This is a genomic window from Citrobacter sp. RHB36-C18 (genome assembly GCF_013814485.1).
GTDB classification, from domain to species: domain Bacteria; phylum Pseudomonadota; class Gammaproteobacteria; order Enterobacterales; family Enterobacteriaceae; genus Citrobacter; species Citrobacter braakii.
Genome location: NZ_CP057125.1, coordinates 3,871,482 through 3,889,777 on the forward strand (window position 1 = coordinate 3,871,482; position 18,296 = coordinate 3,889,777).

At 53.1% G+C, this 18,296-nt stretch carries 18 protein-coding genes; 4 read left to right on the forward strand and 14 right to left on the reverse strand.

The genetic code is table 11. The features are described from left to right. The first annotated feature begins 54 nt into the window (after positions 1-54). Together proS and HVZ52_RS18520 are read left to right on the forward strand one after the other, a co-directional pair. Positions 55-1,773, forward strand: coding sequence for a proline--tRNA ligase (gene proS, locus HVZ52_RS18515; RefSeq protein WP_080859349.1), 1,719 nt, complete (start codon positions 55-57; stop codon positions 1,771-1,773). Positions 1,774-1,825: 52 nt separating this feature from the next. After that, a complete protein-coding gene (locus HVZ52_RS18520; protein ID WP_103928923.1) occupies positions 1,826-2,650 on the forward strand; it encodes a YaeF family permuted papain-like enzyme in 825 nt (274 codons plus the stop codon). Between the two features lie 47 nt (positions 2,651-2,697). Here HVZ52_RS18520 and nlpE read toward each other — a convergent pair whose 3' ends face one another. The 3 genes from nlpE to HVZ52_RS18535 are packed head-to-tail and all read right to left on the reverse strand — an operon-like array spanning position 2,698 to position 4,394. Beyond that, positions 2,698-3,399 carry an envelope stress response activation lipoprotein NlpE gene (gene nlpE / locus HVZ52_RS18525; RefSeq protein ID WP_087121852.1) on the reverse strand — a complete coding sequence of 234 codons (702 nt, stop codon included), beginning with the start codon at positions 3,397-3,399 and terminating at the stop codon, positions 2,698-2,700. A 30-nt stretch (positions 3,400-3,429) separates the two neighbouring features. After that, positions 3,430-3,852: an alternative ribosome rescue aminoacyl-tRNA hydrolase ArfB gene (gene arfB, locus HVZ52_RS18530; RefSeq protein WP_016151775.1), complete on the reverse strand. Its 423-nt coding sequence runs from the start codon at positions 3,850-3,852 to the stop codon at positions 3,430-3,432. After that, on the reverse strand, positions 3,849-4,394 hold the full coding sequence (locus HVZ52_RS18535; RefSeq protein WP_046275338.1) for a YaeQ family protein: 546 nt from the start codon (positions 4,392-4,394) through the stop codon (positions 3,849-3,851). The genes arfB and HVZ52_RS18535 overlap by 4 nt, the downstream gene beginning before the upstream one ends. 188 nt (positions 4,395-4,582) lie before the next feature. On the opposite strand from HVZ52_RS18535, the gene HVZ52_RS18540 reads away from it, so the two are divergent. Both HVZ52_RS18540 and rof read left to right on the forward strand, forming a co-directional pair. After that, positions 4,583-4,783, forward strand: coding sequence for a YaeP family protein (locus HVZ52_RS18540; RefSeq protein ID WP_003018499.1), 201 nt, complete (start codon positions 4,583-4,585; stop codon positions 4,781-4,783). Further along, positions 4,770-5,030, forward strand: coding sequence for a Rho-binding antiterminator (gene rof, locus HVZ52_RS18545; RefSeq protein ID WP_016151773.1), 261 nt, complete (start codon positions 4,770-4,772; stop codon positions 5,028-5,030). Before HVZ52_RS18540 ends, rof begins: the two co-directional genes overlap by 14 nt. 54 nt (positions 5,031-5,084) lie before the next feature. On the opposite strand, the gene tilS is transcribed toward rof, so the two are convergent. The 11 genes from tilS to skp form a co-directional block, all read right to left on the reverse strand. After that, a complete protein-coding gene (gene tilS, locus HVZ52_RS18550; protein WP_181598573.1) occupies positions 5,085-6,377 on the reverse strand; it encodes a tRNA lysidine(34) synthetase TilS in 1,293 nt (430 codons plus the stop codon). Positions 6,378-6,438: 61 nt separating this feature from the next. Then, positions 6,439-6,828 (reverse strand): VOC family protein, encoded by a 390-nt coding sequence (locus tag HVZ52_RS18555; protein ID WP_016151771.1) that lies wholly within the window; start codon positions 6,826-6,828, stop codon positions 6,439-6,441. 66 nt (positions 6,829-6,894) lie between these two features. Next, complete coding sequence (ldcC, locus tag HVZ52_RS18560; protein ID WP_046275340.1) at positions 6,895-9,033, reverse strand: lysine decarboxylase LdcC; 2,139 nt, start codon at positions 9,031-9,033, stop codon at positions 6,895-6,897. Positions 9,034-9,132: 99 nt separating this feature from the next. After that, on the reverse strand, positions 9,133-10,092 hold the full coding sequence (accA, locus tag HVZ52_RS18565) for an acetyl-CoA carboxylase carboxyl transferase subunit alpha (protein WP_003018513.1): 960 nt from the start codon (positions 10,090-10,092) through the stop codon (positions 9,133-9,135). A gap of 12 nt (positions 10,093-10,104) precedes the next feature. After that, positions 10,105-13,587 (reverse strand): DNA polymerase III subunit alpha, encoded by a 3,483-nt coding sequence (gene dnaE / locus HVZ52_RS18570; RefSeq protein ID WP_016151769.1) that lies wholly within the window; start codon positions 13,585-13,587, stop codon positions 10,105-10,107. A 24-nt stretch (positions 13,588-13,611) separates the two neighbouring features. Continuing rightward, positions 13,612-14,208, reverse strand: a complete 597-nt coding sequence (gene rnhB, locus HVZ52_RS18575) for a ribonuclease HII (RefSeq protein WP_019078405.1) — start codon at positions 14,206-14,208, stop codon at positions 13,612-13,614. Continuing rightward, positions 14,205-15,353, reverse strand: coding sequence for a lipid-A-disaccharide synthase (lpxB, locus tag HVZ52_RS18580; protein ID WP_003829168.1), 1,149 nt, complete (start codon positions 15,351-15,353; stop codon positions 14,205-14,207). The genes rnhB and lpxB overlap by 4 nt, the downstream gene beginning before the upstream one ends. Further along, positions 15,353-16,141 carry an acyl-ACP--UDP-N-acetylglucosamine O-acyltransferase gene (gene lpxA / locus HVZ52_RS18585; RefSeq protein WP_003018525.1) on the reverse strand — a complete coding sequence of 263 codons (789 nt, stop codon included), beginning with the start codon at positions 16,139-16,141 and terminating at the stop codon, positions 15,353-15,355. The genes lpxB and lpxA overlap by 1 nt, the downstream gene beginning before the upstream one ends. 3 nt (positions 16,142-16,144) lie before the next feature. Further along, positions 16,145-16,600, reverse strand: coding sequence for a 3-hydroxyacyl-ACP dehydratase FabZ (gene fabZ, locus HVZ52_RS18590; RefSeq protein ID WP_003018528.1), 456 nt, complete (start codon positions 16,598-16,600; stop codon positions 16,145-16,147). A 103-nt stretch (positions 16,601-16,703) separates the two neighbouring features. Continuing rightward, complete coding sequence (gene lpxD, locus HVZ52_RS18595) at positions 16,704-17,729, reverse strand: UDP-3-O-(3-hydroxymyristoyl)glucosamine N-acyltransferase (RefSeq protein WP_003018531.1); 1,026 nt, start codon at positions 17,727-17,729, stop codon at positions 16,704-16,706. Between the two features lie 3 nt (positions 17,730-17,732). Continuing rightward, complete coding sequence (gene skp / locus HVZ52_RS18600; protein ID WP_016151765.1) at positions 17,733-18,218, reverse strand: molecular chaperone Skp; 486 nt, start codon at positions 18,216-18,218, stop codon at positions 17,733-17,735. Between the last annotated feature and the right edge of the window lie 78 nt (positions 18,219-18,296).

Consider the following 18,296-nt stretch of genomic DNA (forward strand, 5'->3'; position numbering starts at 1 on the left):
TTGTGCCAGGCTCATTTTGAGCCTGTTCGATCGTTCAACTGGAACCGTAACAACATGCGTACTAGCCAATATCTGCTCTCCACTCTGAAGGAGACACCTGCCGACGCCGAGGTCATCAGCCACCAGCTGATGCTGCGCGCCGGGATGATCCGCAAGCTGGCCTCCGGGTTATATACCTGGCTGCCGACCGGCGTGCGCGTCCTGAAAAAAGTCGAAAACATCGTGCGTGAAGAGATGAACAACGCCGGTGCGATCGAGGTGTTGATGCCGGTCGTTCAGCCTTCTGAACTGTGGGAAGAGAGCGGCCGTTGGGAACAATACGGCCCGGAACTGCTGCGTATTGCTGACCGTGGCGATCGTTCGTTCGTACTCGGCCCAACGCATGAAGAAGTGATCACCGACCTGATCCGTAATGAGCTGAGCTCTTACAAACAGCTGCCGCTGAACTTCTATCAGATCCAGACCAAATTCCGTGACGAAGTGCGTCCGCGCTTCGGCGTGATGCGTTCCCGCGAATTCCTGATGAAAGATGCCTACTCTTTCCACACTTCTCAGGAATCTCTGCAGGAAACCTACGACGCGATGTACGCTGCGTACAGCAAAATCTTCAGCCGTATGGGGCTGGATTTCCGTGCGGTACAAGCGGATACCGGTTCTATCGGCGGCAGCGCCTCTCACGAATTCCAGGTGCTGGCGCAGAGCGGTGAAGACGATGTGATCTTCTCTGACTCTTCCGACTATGCGGCAAACATCGAGTTTGCCGAAGCTGTTGCACCGAAAGAACCGCGCGCCGCTGCAACACAGGAAATGACGCTGGTTGATACACCGAACGCTAAAACCATCGCCGAGCTGGTTGAACAATTCAACCTGCCTATCGAGAAAACCGTGAAAACCCTGCTGGTGAAAGCGATTGAAGGCAGCAGCTACCCGCTGGTTGCGCTGCTGGTTCGTGGCGATCACGAGCTGAACGAAGTCAAGGCGGAAAAACTGCCGCAGGTTGCCAGCCCGCTGACCTTCGCCACCGAAGAAGAAATTCGTGCGCTGGTTAAAGCAGGTCCAGGATCTCTGGGTCCGGTGAACATGCCGATTCCGGTGGTTATCGACCGTACCGTTGCGGTAATGAGCGATTTTGCTGCCGGTGCCAACATCGATGGTAAACACTATTTCGGTATCAACTGGGATCGCGATGTGGCCACCCCGGAAGTGGCTGACATTCGTAATGTGGTCGCCGGCGACCCAAGCCCGGATGGCAAAGGTACGCTGATGATCAAACGCGGTATCGAAGTGGGCCACATCTTCCAGTTGGGTACCAAGTACTCTGAAGCGATGAAAGCCGCCGTTCAGGGAGAAGATGGTCGTAACCAGACGCTGACCATGGGCTGCTACGGTATCGGGGTCACTCGCGTTGTGGCTGCTGCGATTGAACAGAACTACGACGATCGCGGCATTGTATGGCCAGACGCCATTGCCCCGTTCCAGGTTGCTATTCTGCCGATGAACATGCACAAATCCTACCGTGTGCAGGAGCTGGCTGAGAAGCTGTACGCGGAGCTGCGCGCGCAGGGTATTGAAGTGTTGATGGACGATCGTAAAGAGCGTCCAGGCGTGATGTTTGCTGATATGGAGCTCATCGGTATTCCGCATACCATCGTGCTGGGCGACCGTAACCTCGACAACGACGATATCGAATACAAATACCGTCGTAACGGCGAGAAAGAGCTGATTAAAACCGGCGACATCGTCGACTACCTGGTCAAAGCTATTAAAGGCTAATACCAGCACAAGGCCCTGAGGATCAGGGCCTTTTTTACATGGATTGTATAAAATGGCTAAACCAACGGCGTATTACCGCCTGCTCCTCCCCTTCGTTCTTCTGCTTTCAGCCTGCACGATTGACGTCAGTCAGCAAAATTCATCAGCAACCGCTGTTGATGCCCAGGCAAAGAAATGGGAGGTAAAACTCCAGCATCAAAGTTCATTTACCGATCAAGCGCTGCATGAAATTACGGATACCGACCTCAGGCCGGGCGACCTGCTGTTTTCCTCTAGTCTTGGGGTGACCTCATTTGGTATTCGCGCGTTCAGCACCTCTTCTGTCAGCCATGTCGCCGTTTACCTTGGCGATAATGAAGTTGCCGAAGCGACCGGGGCGGGAGTACAAATCATTTCGCTCAAAAAGGCTGAAAATCACAGCGATAAGCTTTTTGCTCTGCGGGTCCCCAACCTCACACCGCAGCAGGCCGAAGAAATCAAAACATTCGCTTATAAAATCAAAGATAGCGGCTATAACTACCGCGGCATCGTCGAATTTATTCCGTTTATGGTGACCCGGCAAATATGTTCATTGAATCCTTTCTCAGAGGATTTTCGCCAGCAATGCGTCAGCGGGCTGGCAAAAGCACAGTTGAACAATACCAGTGAAGGAGAAAAGAAGGCGTGGTTTTGCTCCGAATTTGTAACCGATGCGTTTGCCACAGCCGGGCATCCGCTAACAATGGCGCAGCCGGGTTGGATTAGCCCTTCCGACCTGATGCATATGCGCGAAGGTGACATTTCCGCGTTTAAGTCTGAAACGCAGCTACAGTATATCGGCCACCTGAAGTTAGGGATTTATATCAAAACCAGCCGTTTTGTTGGATTGATCCGATAAGGAAAAACTGTCCGGCGATCGCCCGGACAGTTTTTATAAGCTGCAGATTAATCATCGCAACTCTGGCCAGGGATAAACTTAATTTCTTTATCCGCTCTTAAGGTTTTCACTGGTGTGCCCGTATCAGGATTTTCTTCCATCGTGAAGTGCCCTTCCACAGTAAGCAGAACTGCCTTATCCGTTGCACCACGCGCAGTCAGATAATCTCGCTCCAGTTGTGCATTGTTCGCGACAGAGACTCTTTTACCCGTCGCACAATCAGTGAAGGTTGCCGCGTCAGCCATATAGAAGTACATCCCCCGCATCGGCATTGGCGTCACCGGTAAGCTGGCAGAAACTGGCTCAAGCGTGTAGTTGAACTGTGACTCAATCGGGTTACCTTCACGATCGAGCATCTCCAGCGCTTCACCTTTTGCCCGGTAGTACGACTTTTCACCTTTGCTGTCAGTCAGCACCAGCTTATCGGCAGTGCGCGCCCATGTACCATAAGAGGCAAAGGAGGACGGTTCATCCCGCACGCCCTGATAGCGTTCGTTCATCACCCATGTGCCGTCTTTTTCCAGGAACAGAGAGGTTTCAATTCCTTCGCAGTCCGCGCAAGGCAAAATGCCACGCCAGCTTTGCTGCATCGGTTTTAATTCTGCCGCCCGCGTCGGCTGTAGTACATCGACTTCAGTACGGTTGTTACAGCCGATCAAGGAAAAAAGCGTGCATGCAGCGACCACGGACAATATTGCTGTTTTCACTATGAATTCCTTATAATTTTTTATTCCCGCTCGTCAGTCTTGCGTTCGACGAACTCTCCCACGCAGTGCTTTCACTGTGGATTTTTGCGCCTTCGATGACAACCTGCGCTCTTTCGAGGCGCGCGTAGGACGTGTTGCCTGTCGGCTTTTTTGCACCGCGGTTAATTCTTTTATCACCGCCACCAGTCGGGAGATTGCCGCTTCCCGATTTAGCTCCTGGCTACGGTATTCCTGCGCCTTAATGATAATAACGCCATCGCTGCTAATCAGATGATGGCTGGCGGCCAGCAGACGTTCCTTGTAATACTCTGGCAGGCCTGAGGCCCGAATGTCAAAGCGCAAATGGATAGCCGTGGAGGTCTTGTTAACGTGCTGACCGCCCGCGCCCTGTGCCCGAATCGCCGTGATTTCCAGCTCACTGTCAGGGATAGAGACGTTTCGGGAGATAACAATCATGAACGCGGCTGCCACGCGGTCAGATGAATTTCCAGATTGTTCTGAGAATCAGACAGCCAGATAGCGCCATCCTGGATAGTTGCCTGCAGCGCCATTGTACGACCAGCAAAATCACTCAGTTGCGCCAGCTGTTCATCATCCAGATACCACACGGTGAGATTTTTAAACTGCGCACACTTGTTCTGGTTTTGCTGCCACCAGATCTGGGCCGCACGGCTGTTGTAAGTAAACAGGGCAACCTCACCAGACTGGGTACAGGCTTTTTTAATACGACGCTCATCCGGCAGACCCAGTTCAATCCAGAGATCGATGCCCAGATGGTCGTTACGCAGCCATGCTTCAGGCTCGTCTTCAGCACTCAGGCCACGCGTGAACTGCAGCCGTTCATCGGCATATTTAATCCAGGCCAGCAGGCGCAGCATCATGCGCTCCTGGGTTTCAGAGGGATGACGCGCCAGCGTCAAGGCCGCGTCAAGGAACTGGTTGCGGTCGAGATCCGCTACGTTGACGACGGCTTTATAAATTGTCGCTTTAAGCGCCATGAGAGAACTCCTTTCGAATCAGGCGCTCATTGTAGCGAAAACTGCGGCAAAAGGCTGCTAACAGCTCCTCAATCAAGGCGCTGATATTGCTTGAATGAGTATGGTATAGTCACCTTGCTAAACAGAGTTTATCTTCGTAGGCTTAGACTTGCATCCACGGTTAAGTCAGAGTGCTGACAGGAGGGCATGTGGAAAAATATTGTGAGTTAATACGCAAGCGGTACGCGGAAATCGCCAGCGGAGACTTAGGGTATATCCCGGATGCGCTGGGTTGCGTATTGAAGGTGCTTAATGAAGTGGCGGCAGACAGCGCCCTTCCAGAGTCGGTCAGGGAAAAAGCGGCCTATGCTGCCGCCAACTTACTGGTGAGCGATTATGTCAATGAATGAAACGTATCAACCCATCAATTGTGATGATTACGACAATCTTGAACTCGCCTGCCAGAACCATTTGTTACTGACGCTGGCGCTAAAAGATGGCGAAGTTTTGCAGGCGAAAGCGAATGACCTGGTTTCACGCAAAAACGTGGAGTATCTGGTCGCAGATGTCGCAGGTGAAATCCGGGAGCTTCGTCTCGATAAAATTGCCAGCTTCAGCCACCCGCAAATCGGTACCGTGGTCGTCAGCGAATCTTAGCTTTTCTTGCGCCTTATCAGGCCTAAATGACCAGGCCTGATAATCGCACCGCCATCAGGCATGCCAAATCAGACTCATACCTTCTTCATCTACCGCCGCACCCTCACGCGTCACAAAAACACCCGCAGCCGCTATCAACGTTTCACCGTAAAACAACAACGGCGTGGTATCTCGTCGCCAGGGCGGGATCCCCTGCTCCTGCCAGATTTTCTTTAATTTACGTCCACCGTTACGCCCGACAATATGCAATACGCCTGGCGCTTTAAAACGAATACTGATCGCTTCACCTGCTTGCGGCATGCGCAATTCGCCAGCAGAGATTAGCTGCACCGAGCCTAACCCGGCAGGCAGCGTCAACGGCGTTTCCCGACATGACCACGGGATGACTGTTTCGCTTTGCCCGTCGACCGATTTAACCCACCATAGCTGTGACTGATAGCGACGGACCTCATATTCTCCTAGACGAAAACAGGGGGAAGCATCTTCTCGCGCCAACGCCACTTCCTGCCAGATACGTTCCAGCCCGTCCCGGGAAGGCATCGGTGCATTTACCCCCGCCAACCAGCGACGAAGCAGAGCGGCACGCCGCACGCCACTCATCATCATTAACGGTGCCAGTAACAGCGTGCCTTGGGCAGTCACGCAGTCGGCTAAATCATTGGCCAGCAGTTCATCCAGTAAACTCTCCTGCTCGGCGCACAGCGCGGCGCTACGGGCTGCGGCTTGCGCGAAGTGCGGCCATCGCTGTTGGAGCAAAGGTGTAATGCGCAATCTGAGAAAATTGCGATCGTAGGCATCATCCTGATTACTTTCATCTTCGATCCAGCATAATTCATGCTGTCGCGCCCATGCTTCAAGCGCCTCTCGCGTTTGCGCCAGCAGCGGTCGAATCAGTTGAGTTCCGGCAAATGGTGAGCTTTCGCCCATGGCGGAAAGCCCGGCAGGACCACTGCCGCGCTTAAGCGCCAGTAGAAAAGTTTCACACTGGTCGTCGAGATGCTGGGCGGTCATCAGCACTTCACCCGGTAGTAAGGTCTGCGCAAATGCCTGATAGCGCGCGCGTCGCGCCTGAGCTTCGATGCCCAGACCATCATCCTCAAGATGGACCCGTTCAACCACCAGCGGCACCTGCCACTGTGCGCATACCGATTCACAGTGTTGTACCCAACTGTCTGCCTGCGGGCTTAATCCGTGATGAATATGGATTGCGCGCAAGGCAACCTCAGGATTTTGCGCTCGCCACAGTACCAGCTGATGCAGCAGCACGGTGGAGTCCAGCCCGCCGCTAAAGGCGACCAGAATCGATTGAGAATTTAGCAGTGAAGTGTTCAGCGTGAGTGTCGTCATGATGGTTACTTACAAGGGCATTGCCCGGCACATTGCCAGGCTAATGCCACAATGATAAGACTTACAGCTCGTACAGTTCGAGCGGTAATCCGTCCGGATCGTTAAAAAACGTAAAGCGTTTGCCGGTAAACGGATCGATACGCACGGATTCGCACTTCACGTGGTGAGCTTCCAGATGCGCGATCGCTTTTTCCACGTCATCTACGCTGAACGCCAGATGGCGTAAACCGCAGGCTTCCGGTCGGCTCGGACGGCAAGGCGGAAATGGAAAAGAAAAAAGCTCAATCACATACTGACCGTTCAATGCCAGATCACCTTTCCACGAGTCACGTTCTTCCCGGTAGGCTTCGCTGATTAGCGTAAAGCCAAGCACATCACAGTAAAATGCCTTACTCGCCGCGTAGTCCGTCGCAATAATGGCAATATGGTGAACCTGTTTTAATCCCAGCATAGCGTCATCGCCTCTTTCGTTTTTCTGCCAGAACATTACTCGTGCGTAATGGGTTCACGCAAGTCGTCATGCCATTTTTAGGACTCGCACGCGATACACGCCATCTTCACCCAGTTTAGCGCCATGGATATCGGTTTCAAATCCAGGATAGTGATGGCCCACTGAACACAACATCAGCAGAAAATCGAGTACAGCCCGGCTTTTGGCCGTGATCATTTCCCCGGGCATCAAGAGCGGCACACCGGGAGGATAAGGCAGAATCATATTGGCAGAAATGCGCCCCACCAGTTGGTCGAGCGCCACCGTTTCGACCTCACCTTTGATCTGCCGCTGCCAGGCCTGGTGCGGGGTCATTTTCATTTCCGGTAAGGTATCAAATGCCCGCAGCATCAGCCCGGAGAGATCGTGCTGGCGGATCAGCTTATGGATCCCCTGCGCCAGATCCTGAATACGCATATTACGATAGAAATCGGGATCTTCGGCATACAGATCCGGCAGTATATTTTTCACGCGTAAATTCAGATCGTACGAGCGTTTAAATTCCGTCAGGCCGCGCAGTAGTCCCATCGCCCGGGTTTTATCAATGCCAATACTGAACAGGAACAAGAGATTATACGGTCCCGTTTTCTCGACAACGACGCCGCGCTCATCAAGGAATTTCGCCACCAGCGCCGCAGGGATCCCCTCTTCACTCATATTTCCCTGTTCATCCATTCCCGGCGTAAGAATGGTGACCTTCACCGGGTCGAGGAACATATGGTCGGCGTCAGCATCAACAAATCCGTGCCAGTCTTCACCAGGCGCTACCGGCCAGCACTCCGCCTCATCTACCCTTTCCGGCTGCCAGATATCAAAGAACCAGCCATCCGACTCTTCGCGTAGCCGCTGCACTTCTTTACGGAAATGCAGCGCCCGCTCCACTGAACGATTGATTAACCGCTTGCCTGAATTGCCACGCAGCATTGCCGCCGCCGTTTCTATCGACGCGACAATCGGGTAGCTCGGGGAAGTGGAAGTGTGCATCATAAAGGCTTCGTTGAACGTCTCTTCGTCGTAGTCGCCCTTAATGTGGATCAGAGAAGCCTGTGATAGTGCCGCCAGCATCTTGTGGGTTGACTGGGTTTCAAAAATCACTTTCCCCGGCACCCGTTCGCCACTCATCCCGCTTTTCCCCTGATAGATCGGGTGAAAATGGGTATACGGCACCCAGGCAGAATCAAAATGAATGGAGGGCACATCCAGGGTTTGCTTGATCCAGTTGGTGTTATACAACAGGCCGTCATAGGTGGAATTGGTGATCACCGCATGTACCGGCCATAGCGCCTGAGGGGTCTCTTCTACCTTGCGTTCAATGCTTGCGCGGGTGAATTCCCGACGAGGTATACCGCCGAGGATCCCCAGCGCATTGCGCGTAGGCTTCAGCCAGATTGGCACCACATCGCTCATCATGAGCAAATGCGCCAGCGACTTATGACAGTTGCGATCAATCAGTAGCGTACTGCCTGAAGGCGCGGCATACATGCCGACAATTTTGTTCGACGTCGAGGTGCCGTTGGTCACCATATAGCTCTGCTCGGCGCCAAAGGTGCGCGCGATATACTCCTCCGCTTCCAGATGCGGGCCGGTATGATCCAGCAGCGAACCCAGTTCAGTCACGGAAATAGACACGTCGGCCTTCAGCGTATTGCCGCCAAAGAAATCATAGAACAGGCAGCCGACCGGGCTTTTCTGATACGCCGTTCCTGCCATATGTCCGGGCGTGCAGAAGGTGTACTTCCCTTCCTTCACATAGGTAAACAGCGCCTTGGTGAAAGGAGGCGTGATGTTATCGAGGTATTCGCTGGTGTACTGACGGATGCGGGTTGCAATATCTTCAGACTGGCCCAGCGCATACTCAAAAAACCACAGCGCCATGCGCAGGTCGTGTGCGCTGACATCCATCGTCGAATGAGTATTAATAAAGGCGTAGAGCGGGAGATACTCGTTGAGCTGGTTGATGTCACTGCACAGATCCAGGCTGTATTCATCCCAGTCAAAAATGACACCGCAAATTCGTGGGTTATGTTCGATAAACTTAAGTAGGTCGACGCTATTCTGCGGCCAGATAATCTGAAACCCCTGCTGTTGCAGCGCACGCTCAAGTTCCTTGATGGGCTCATCTTTATAAAAGACGCCATGCGGTCCCATGATGGCAATGATATTCATGCGTTCCTCCTGGAAAAACCTTAGTTAATCATAGCCTGGTGAAACCACAGGTAAAAAAAAGGGCCACAGCGTTGTGGCCCTTTTCAGAATTAATGCAGTTTACGCGTAACCGTAGCTCATCAGACGCTGGTAACGACGGTTTTTCAAATCATCTTTGCTTAACACGTCGAGATCGGCGAGATCGGCCAGCAGCTGTGCTTTCAGGGACGCAGCCATCACTTCCGGGTTGCGGTGCGCGCCGCCCAGCGGTTCCGGGATGATAGAGTCGATAAGCTTCAGCTCTTTCAGACGCGGCGCGATAATCCCCATTGCTTCTGCGGCCAGCGGCGCTTTGTCGGCGCTTTTCCACAGAATGGAGGCACAGCCTTCCGGGGAGATAACGGAATAGGTGCTGTATTGCAGCATATTCACTTTATCGCCTACGCCGATCGCCAGCGCGCCGCCGGAACCACCTTCACCAATAACGGTGCAGATTACCGGTACGCTCAGACGCGACATTTCACGCAGGTTGCGCGCAATCGCTTCAGACTGACCACGTTCTTCCGCGCCCACGCCCGGATAAGCCCCTGGGGTGTCGATGAAGGTAATGATCGGCATATTGAAACGCTCGGCCATTTCCATCAGACGCAGCGCTTTGCGATAGCCTTCCGGTGCCGGCATGCCGAAATTACGACGAATTTTTTCTTTGGTCTCACGGCCTTTCTGATGACCAATGATCATCACCGGACGGCCATCCAGACGCGCGATGCCGCCGACAATAGCTTTATCATCCGCATAGGCACGATCGCCCGCCAGCTCATCAAATTCATCAAATGCCAGGCGGACATAATCCAGGGTGTACGGACGCTGTGGATGGCGCGCCAACTGGGCTACCTGCCATGCGCCAAGATCGGCGAAGATTTTACGCGTCAGCTCTACGCTTTTTTCACGCAGGCGATGCACTTCTTCATCGATGTTAATATCCAGTTTCTCATCCTGACGGCTAACCGCAGTCAGAGAATCGATTTTTGCTTCCAGCTCTGCAATCGGCTGTTCAAAATCAAGGAAATTCAGACTCATAGTATTCCTGTATTAGTCAAACTCCAGTTCCACCTGCTCCGAACCAATAAGGCCACGGAGATCGTTTAGCAAACGATCGCTCGGAGAGACACGCCACGTTGCGCCAAAACGCAATCGCGCACGTGCATCCGCCCTCTGATAGTAGAGATGTACTGGAATTGTCCCCGAGCGGTGGGGTTCCAGAGACTGACGGAGTCGGTTTAAAAGCTGGTCATCAATTTGCCTGTCCGTCAGCGAGATAGCAAGCCCGCGAGCATATTTTTCCCGGGCTTCGTCAATATCCATGACTTCACGGGCCATCATTTTAAGCCCGCCACTGAAGTCATCAAAGCTGACCTGTCCGCTGACGATAAGTATGCGGTCTTTTTCCAGCAATTGCTGGTATTTATCCAGGGCGTCGGTAAACAACATAACTTCCAGACGCCCGGAACGGTCATCCAGGGTACAGATGCCGATACGATTGCCGCGCTTGGTGACCATTACCCGCGCAGCAATGACGAGCCCCGCAGCCGTGGTGACTTTACCACGTTCTGTCGGATGCATGTCTTTCAGCCTGTGGCCTCCAACATAGCGCTCAATTTCTTTTAAATACTGGTTGATGGGGTGTCCCGTCAGGTAAAGCCCTAACGTTTCACGTTCCCCTTCTAATACCACCTGCTCCGGCCACGGTGTACAGTTAGCATAAGACTGTTCAATTTGTTCCGGCTCTTCAGCCAACACGCCAAACATGTCCGCCTGACCCGTTGCCTCGGCTTTCGCATGCTGATCGGCGGCTTTTAGCGCATCGTTGAGCGAATTCATCAGCGCCGCACGATGCGGACCAAGGCGGTCAAACGCCCCGGACATGATTAACTTTTCCAGCACCCGGCGGTTGAGTTTTTTGATGTCCGTGCGCGCACAGAGATCAAACAGCTCGCGGAAGTAACCGCCTTCGTTGCGCGCCTCAATAATAGCTTCAATTGGCCCTTCACCCACGCCTTTTATCGCGCCGATGCCATAGACAATTTCGCCATCATCATTCACGTGAAAATGATAAAGCCCGGAGTTGATATCCGGCGGCAGGATTTTGAGCCCCATACGCCAGCATTCATCCACCAGCCCGACCACTTTCTCGGTGTTATCCATATCGGCGGTCATTACCGCCGCCATAAACTCGGCGGGGTAATGCGCCTTCAGCCATAGCGTCTGGTAAGAGACCAGCGCATAGGCAGCGGAGTGCGATTTGTTAAATCCGTAACCGGCGAATTTCTCCACCAGGTCAAAGATTTTCATCGCCAGTTCGCCGTCGACGCCGCGCTTTTTCGCCCCTTCTTCAAAGGTGCCGCGCTGCTTAGCCATCTCTTCCGGCTTTTTCTTACCCATCGCACGACGCAACATGTCCGCACCGCCAAGGGTATATCCGGACAACTCCTGGGCAATCTGCATAACCTGTTCCTGATACAGGATAATGCCGTAGGTCGGCTCCAGTACCGGTTTCAGACACTCATGCTGCCATTGTACGTCCGGGTAGGAAATCTCTTCGCGACCATGCTTACGGTCGATAAAGTTATCTACCATCCCCGACTGTAGCGGACCGGGACGGAATAGGGCCACCAGGGCGATCATATCTTCGAAGCAGTCAGGCTGCAGACGTTTGATAAGATCTTTCATGCCGCGGGATTCAAGCTGGAAGACCGCCGTGGTCTCCGAGCGTTGCAGCATGTCGAAGCTTTTCTTGTCATCCAGCGGGATAGCGGCGATATCCAGCGGCGGCTCGCCGTTCTTTTCACGGCGCGCGTTAATCATTTCCAGCGCCCAGTTGATGATGGTGAGCGTACGCAGGCCGAGGAAGTCGAACTTCACAAGGCCAGCATATTCCACGTCGTTCTTATCAAACTGAGTAACCGGGTGCAGCCCCTGTTCATCGCAGTACAGCGGCGCAAAATCGGTAATTTTGGTCGGCGCGATAACTACACCACCGGCGTGTTTACCGGCGTTACGCGTGACACCTTCCAGCTTACGCGCCATATCGATCAGCGCTTTAACCTCTTCATCTGCCTCATAGATTTCCGGCAGTTGGGGTTCGGCTTCAAAGGCTTTTGCCAGCGTCATGCCCGGATCGGGCGGCACCAGTTTCGAAATACGGTCCACGAAGCCGTACGGGTGTCCCAGCACGCGCCCCACGTCGCGGATAACCGCTTTGGCCGCCATCGTACCGAAGGTAATAATCTGCGAAACCGCATCACGACCGTACATTTCCGCCACGTGTTCAATTACCCGGTCGCGTTTCTCCATACAGAAGTCAACGTCGAAGTCGGGCATTGAGACACGTTCCGGGTTCAGGAAACGTTCGAACAGCAGGTCAAATTCCAGCGGATCCAGGTCGGTAATTTTCAGCGCATAGGCGACAAGCGAGCCGGCACCGGAACCACGTCCAGGGCCTACCGGTACGCCGTTATCTTTCGACCACTGGATAAATTCCATCACGATCAGGAAGTAGCCAGGGAATCCCATCTGGTTGATAACTTTCAGTTCAACTTCCAGACGTTCGTCATAAGGCGGGCGCTTCTGCGCGCGAACTTCAGGGTCCGGGAACAAAAACGCCAGACGCTCTTCCAGACCTTCGCGCGATTTCGCCACGAGGAAATCCTCGGTGGTCATATCACCGGTCGGGAATTGTGGCAGGAAATACTCACCCAGACGTACCGTCACGTTACAGCGCTTAGCTATCTCAACGGTGTTTTGCAGCGCTTCCGGAATATCGGAAAACAGCTCGCACATCTCATCTTCGCTACGCATGTACTGCTGCGGCGAATAATTACGCGGGCGTTTCGGGTCGTCAAGGGTGAACCCGTCATGGATTGCCACGCGGATTTCATGCGCGTCAAAATCACCGGTTTCAAGGAAACGAACATCGTTGGTCGCCACCACCGGAAGACCACGCCTTTCCGCCAGTTCTACCGCTGCATGCAGATAATTTTCTTCATCTTGCCTGCCGGTGCGGATAAGCTCGAGGAAGTAACAATTTGGAAAATGTTCTTCGTAAAACGCTACGCACTCATCAACCAGTGCGCTATTACCGCGCAGCAGGCTGCGCCCGACGTCGCCCATGCGGCCGCCGGAGAGCAAAATCAAACCTTCTTTTAACTCGGCCAGCCAATCCCGGTCGATGACCGGCCCTTCTGCGCCATAACCACGCTGATAGGCTTTCGATATCAACAACGTCAGGTTCTGATAGCCAGTATTGTTTGCGGCCAGCACGGTGAGCTGCGTGAGTTCATCGCCCAGCAGCTCGCTACGGACATGAAAATCTGCGCCAACTATCGGCTTGATACCCGCACCGTGACCCGCTCCGTAAAACTTCACCAGACCACACAGGTTGGTAAAATCGGTGATCGCCAGTGCAGGCATGCCTAACGCGGCCGCCTTTTTCACTAGCGGCCCGGTTTTCGCCAGCCCATCGATCATGGAGTAGTCGCTGTGCACCCGCAGGTGGACGAAACGAGGTTCAGACATCTTCAGATTCCTTCGACACAAGAATCAGGACGTGAGTCCCAGTGCGCGTTTGACGGGGCCAAAACTACGGCGATGGTGCTCTGTTGCGCCATGCATTGCCAACTTTTCCAGATGAAAAGCGGTTGGATAGCCTTTGTGCTGTGCAAAGCCATACTGCGGGAACACCGTATCCAGGGCCGCCATTTCAGCATCACGTGTAACTTTTGCCAGTATCGACGCCGCGCTAATCTCCGCCACACGGCTATCACCTTTTACCACCGCCAGCGATGGCACCGGTAATGCCGGGCAACGATTGCCGTCGATCAGTACGTATTCCGGCGCTATATGCAGACCCGCAACCGCACGCTGCATGGCCAGCATAGTGGCATGTAAAATATTCAACTCGTCGATTTCATGTGGTTCCGCACGCCCCAGGCTCCAGCTTAACGCTTTTTCTTTAATCTCATCGAATAGCGCCAGGCGACGTTTTTCCGACAGTTTTTTTGAGTCGTTAAGACCGATAATAGGGCGAGCCGGATCCAGAATGACGGCGGCAGTGACGACCGCGCCGACTAAAGGACCACGTCCAACTTCATCTACACCCGCCACTAAATGCGTATGCGGATATACAAATTCAATCATTGCGCTAACTCCAGGACCGCATCCGCCGCCTGCTCATCAGCGTTGCAACGGATCTGCTGATGCAGTTCACGGAATGTGTCGTGCATTGCATGGCTGGTTTTGCCATTCGCCAGCAACGGCAACAGCGCTTGCGACAGCGCCTGCGGTTCGCACTCTTCCTGCAACAGCTCTTTAACCAGTTCTCTTCCCGCCAGCAGGTTAGGTAGCGAAACGTAATCGGTCTTCACCAGACGCTTTGCCAGCCAAAAGGTGAAAGGTTTCATACGATAGCCAACCACCATCGGGCATTTTGCCAGCATACATTCCAGCGCAGCGGTGCCTGAAGCCAGCAGTGCGGCATCGCTGGCAACCATCGCTTCACGTCCCATCCCATTAAGCAGATGTACGGAAAGCTCCGGCGCAACTTCAGCTTTAATGCGCTCAAACTGCTCGCGACGTTTGGCATTCACCAACGGCACTACCACTTCGAGATCTGGATAATGCTGGCGTAACAACTGCGCCGTTTTCAGAAAATCGGCGCTGAGCATCTCCACTTCTGCGCCACGGCTTCCTGGCAATAGCGCCAGGCAGTGAGCGTCATGGGGAATACCCAGAACATCGCGAGCCGCGTTTTTATCCGGGTCCAACGGCATGGCATCTGCCATGGTATGACCGATAAAGCGGCACGGGACGTTAAATTTGTCATAAAACGCTTTTTCGAAAGGCAGAAAGGCCAGCACCATATTGGTGGATCTGCCTATTTTGAAAACGCGTTTCTGTCGCCAGGCCCACACAGAGGGGCTGACGTAATGAATGGTTTTAATGCCCTGCTTTTTCAAATTCCCTTCGAGGGTAATATTGAAATCAGGCGCATCAATACCGACGAAAACATCCGGCTTTAAGTCGGTAAATCGGCGAGTGAGATCGGCGCGAATATGCAGTAAACGGCGCAGGCGTCCGAGCACTTCAACAATGCCCATTACCGCCAGCTCTTCCATTTCGTACCAGGCTTCACAGCCTTCGGCCTGCATCAGCGGACCCGCCACGCCAACAAAACGCGCATTGGGAACGCGAGCCTTGAGTGCACGGATTAACCCTGCACCAAGAATATCGCCGGAGGTTTCTCCGGCGACGAGGGCAATCGTTAAAGGACGCTGCTCAGTCATTAACGAATCAGACCACGCGTTGAGCGCTCAAAGAAGTCGCTGAAAGCCTGAACTTCAGGGTACTGTTTCGCCAGTTCCGCGATTTCCGGTTTCACTTCTTCCAGCGTTTTACCGCTACGGTACAACGCTTTGTAGGCATTACGAATCGCGGTAATCGCTTCGCGGGTGAACCCACGACGCTTCAGACCTTCGATATTGACGCCAAATGGCGTTGCGTGGTTGCCCTGGGCGATAACGTATGGAGGCACGTCCTGAGCAACGCCAGAACAGCCGCCAACCATCACATGCGCGCCGATGATGCAGAACTGATGCACCGCAGTCATGCCGCCGATGATAACAAAATCATCCAGCGATACATGCCCGGCAAGCGTGGCGTTATTCGCCAGAATACAGCGGTTGCCTACCGTACAATCATGCGCGACGTGCGCATTAATCATCAGTAAGTTATCGCTGCCCACCTTCGTCACTCCACCGCCCTGCACTGTGCCACGATGAATGGTGACGCTTTCGCGGATGCGGTTGCGATCGCCAATTTCCACGCGGGTCGGTTCGCCAGCATATTTCAGATCCTGGTTAACTTCACCGATGGAGGCAAACTGATAGATCTCGTTATCGCGACCAATTTTTGTATGGCCATTCACGACAACGTGAGACTTCAGTACGGTACCCTCACCAATTTCAACATGGGGTCCAACAATACAAAATGGGCCAATGTGAGCGTTAGCGCCAATGCTGGCGCCTTCTTCCACAATGGCAGTTGGGTGAATAAAGGCGGATTTATCAATCACGTATCAGGCCTCCCGGCTACGGGCACACATCATCGTTGCTTCGCACACAACTTTACCGTCGACCAGCGCAACCCCTTTAAAACGGGTCAGGCCGCGGCGCGTTTTCTCGAAAGTCACTTCCATGATCATCTGATCGCCTGGCACGACAGGACGCTTAAAGCGCGCTTCGTCAATACCCGCAAAATAGTACAGTTCACCTGGTTCCAGTTTCCCTACGCTTTTAAACGCGAGGATACCGGTGGCCTGCGCCATTGCTTCCAGAATCAGTACGCCTGGGAAAATAGGTTTACCCGGGAAGTGGCCCTGGAAGAAAGGCTCGTTAACAGATACATTTTTCACTGCGCGCAGAAAGCGACCTTCTTCAAAATCCAGCACGCGGTCAACCAGCAGAAACGGAAAACGGTGCGGCAGAAGTTCTAAAATCTCTTCAATATGCAGAGTATGAGTGTTAGTAGTCAAAATACTCTTCCTGTCAAAATATACTAAAAGGCAATAATAACACGGCCTGTCGCAATCGTATGAATGGGACAGGCCGAAAAGTCAGACATGCAAAAACGGTGCTTTAGTCTTGTTGATTAACCTTGCGCTCAATCGCTTTGAGACGCTTGCTCATATCATCAATATTCATCACCAGTGCAGCTGTTTTACGCCATACCTTATTGGGCTGTAGCGGAATGCCTGAGGAATAGACGCCAGGTTCGGTGATAGGACGCATCACCATACCCATGCCAGTAACCGTGACTTTATCGCATATTTCCATATGCCCATTGATCACGCTGGCGCCGCCAATCATGCAGTAACGGCCAATCTTCAGGCTACCCGCCATAATGACGCCACCGGCTACCGCCGTATTGTCGCCAATCACAACGTTATGCGCAATCTGGCACTGGTTATCAATGATAACACCATTACCGATCACAGTATCGTCCAGCGCACCACGGTCAATGGTGGTACAAGCGCCGATCTCGACGCGATCGCCGATAATCACGCGACCAAGCTGCGGGATCTTCACCCAGTTACCGCGATCGTTCGCGTAACCAAATCCATCAGATCCGACGACAGTGCTGGACTGGATCAGGCAATTCTCACCGATCTGAATGTCGTGGTAAATCGTCACATTCGCCCACAAGCGTGAACCTGCGCCGATTTTAGTATTTTTTCCGACGAAGCAGCCTGCGCCGATAACGACGTTATCACCCAGTTCTACGCCAGACTCAATGACCGCATTTGCGCCCACAGAAACATTATTACCCAGCTTCGCCGTCGCATCGATCACTGCACTCGGTGCAATGTTTTGTGCGGGCTGCGGCGTGGTATCTAAGATTTGCGCCATACGTGCATAGGTCAGGTAGGGATTCTTCACTACCAGCGCAGCACTCTTAGCAAAAGGAAGATCGTCCTGCGTCATCACAACGGCAGAGGCCTGGCATACGCCTAAGTGTTCACGGTACTTAGGATTCACCATGAACGTGATATTGCCAGTTTGCGCAGATTGCATGGACGCTACGCCGGTGATGACGATATCGCCATCACCGTGTAATTCTGCATCCAACTGCTCTGCTAAATCAGCCAGTCGAATTGAAGGCATTACTTATTTAACCTGTTTCAGTACGTCAGCGGTGATGTCTTTTACATCGCTGCTGTTGTATGCAACGGTGTTTGCGTCAACAACCAGATCGATGCTCTGACTGTTAGCAACAGATTTCACAGCTGTCTGGATACGAGTAACCAGTTTGCCACGTTCTTCGTTGGAACGACGCGCACGATCCTGCTCAAAAGCCTGAGCTTTCTGAGAGAAAGTCTGACGCTGAGCCATGACGTCTTTTTCCAGCTTGGTACGATCGCTACCCGCTTTCATGGATTGCAGACGCTGCATTTTAGATTGCAGATCAGATTCCATACGCTGCAGTTCGCTGGCACGGCCTTTGAACTCGTTTTCCAGCGTAGCAGAAACGCCCGTCTTCTGTGCAACCTGTTGGAACAAGCTACCCATGTTGACGATTGCAATTTTGTCAGCAGCCTGTGCGGACGTTGCCATCGCTAAACCGAGACCTGCAGCTAATAACCACTTTTTCACAATTAACTCCTTACCATCCCATTTGCACCCGAAGGTACAGTTCTTTGCGTGGCCAGGCGATCCCATGCAAGATCGCCT

Coding starts and splice junctions, on each gene's coding strand:
- proS (WP_080859349.1), top strand. CDS start 55: ATGCGTACTAGCCAATATCTGCTCTCCACTCTGAAGGAGACACCTGCC.
- HVZ52_RS18520 (WP_103928923.1), top strand. CDS start 1,826: ATGGCTAAACCAACGGCGTATTACCGCCTGCTCCTCCCCTTCGTTCTT.
- arfB (WP_016151775.1), bottom strand. CDS start 3,852: ATGATTGTTATCTCCCGAAACGTCTCTATCCCTGACAGTGAGCTGGAA.
- HVZ52_RS18535 (WP_046275338.1), bottom strand. CDS start 4,394: ATGGCGCTTAAAGCGACAATTTATAAAGCCGTCGTCAACGTAGCGGAT.
- rof (WP_016151773.1), top strand. CDS start 4,770: ATGTCAATGAATGAAACGTATCAACCCATCAATTGTGATGATTACGAC.
- tilS (WP_181598573.1), bottom strand. CDS start 6,377: ATGACGACACTCACGCTGAACACTTCACTGCTAAATTCTCAATCGATT.
- HVZ52_RS18555 (WP_016151771.1), bottom strand. CDS start 6,828: ATGCTGGGATTAAAACAGGTTCACCATATTGCCATTATTGCGACGGAC.
- ldcC (WP_046275340.1), bottom strand. CDS start 9,033: ATGAATATCATTGCCATCATGGGACCGCATGGCGTCTTTTATAAAGAT.
- accA (WP_003018513.1), bottom strand. CDS start 10,092: ATGAGTCTGAATTTCCTTGATTTTGAACAGCCGATTGCAGAGCTGGAA.
- dnaE (WP_016151769.1), bottom strand. CDS start 13,587: ATGTCTGAACCTCGTTTCGTCCACCTGCGGGTGCACAGCGACTACTCC.
- rnhB (WP_019078405.1), bottom strand. CDS start 14,208: ATGATTGAATTTGTATATCCGCATACGCATTTAGTGGCGGGTGTAGAT.
- lpxB (WP_003829168.1), bottom strand. CDS start 15,353: ATGACTGAGCAGCGTCCTTTAACGATTGCCCTCGTCGCCGGAGAAACC.
- lpxD (WP_003018531.1), bottom strand. CDS start 17,729: ATGCCTTCAATTCGACTGGCTGATTTAGCAGAGCAGTTGGATGCAGAA.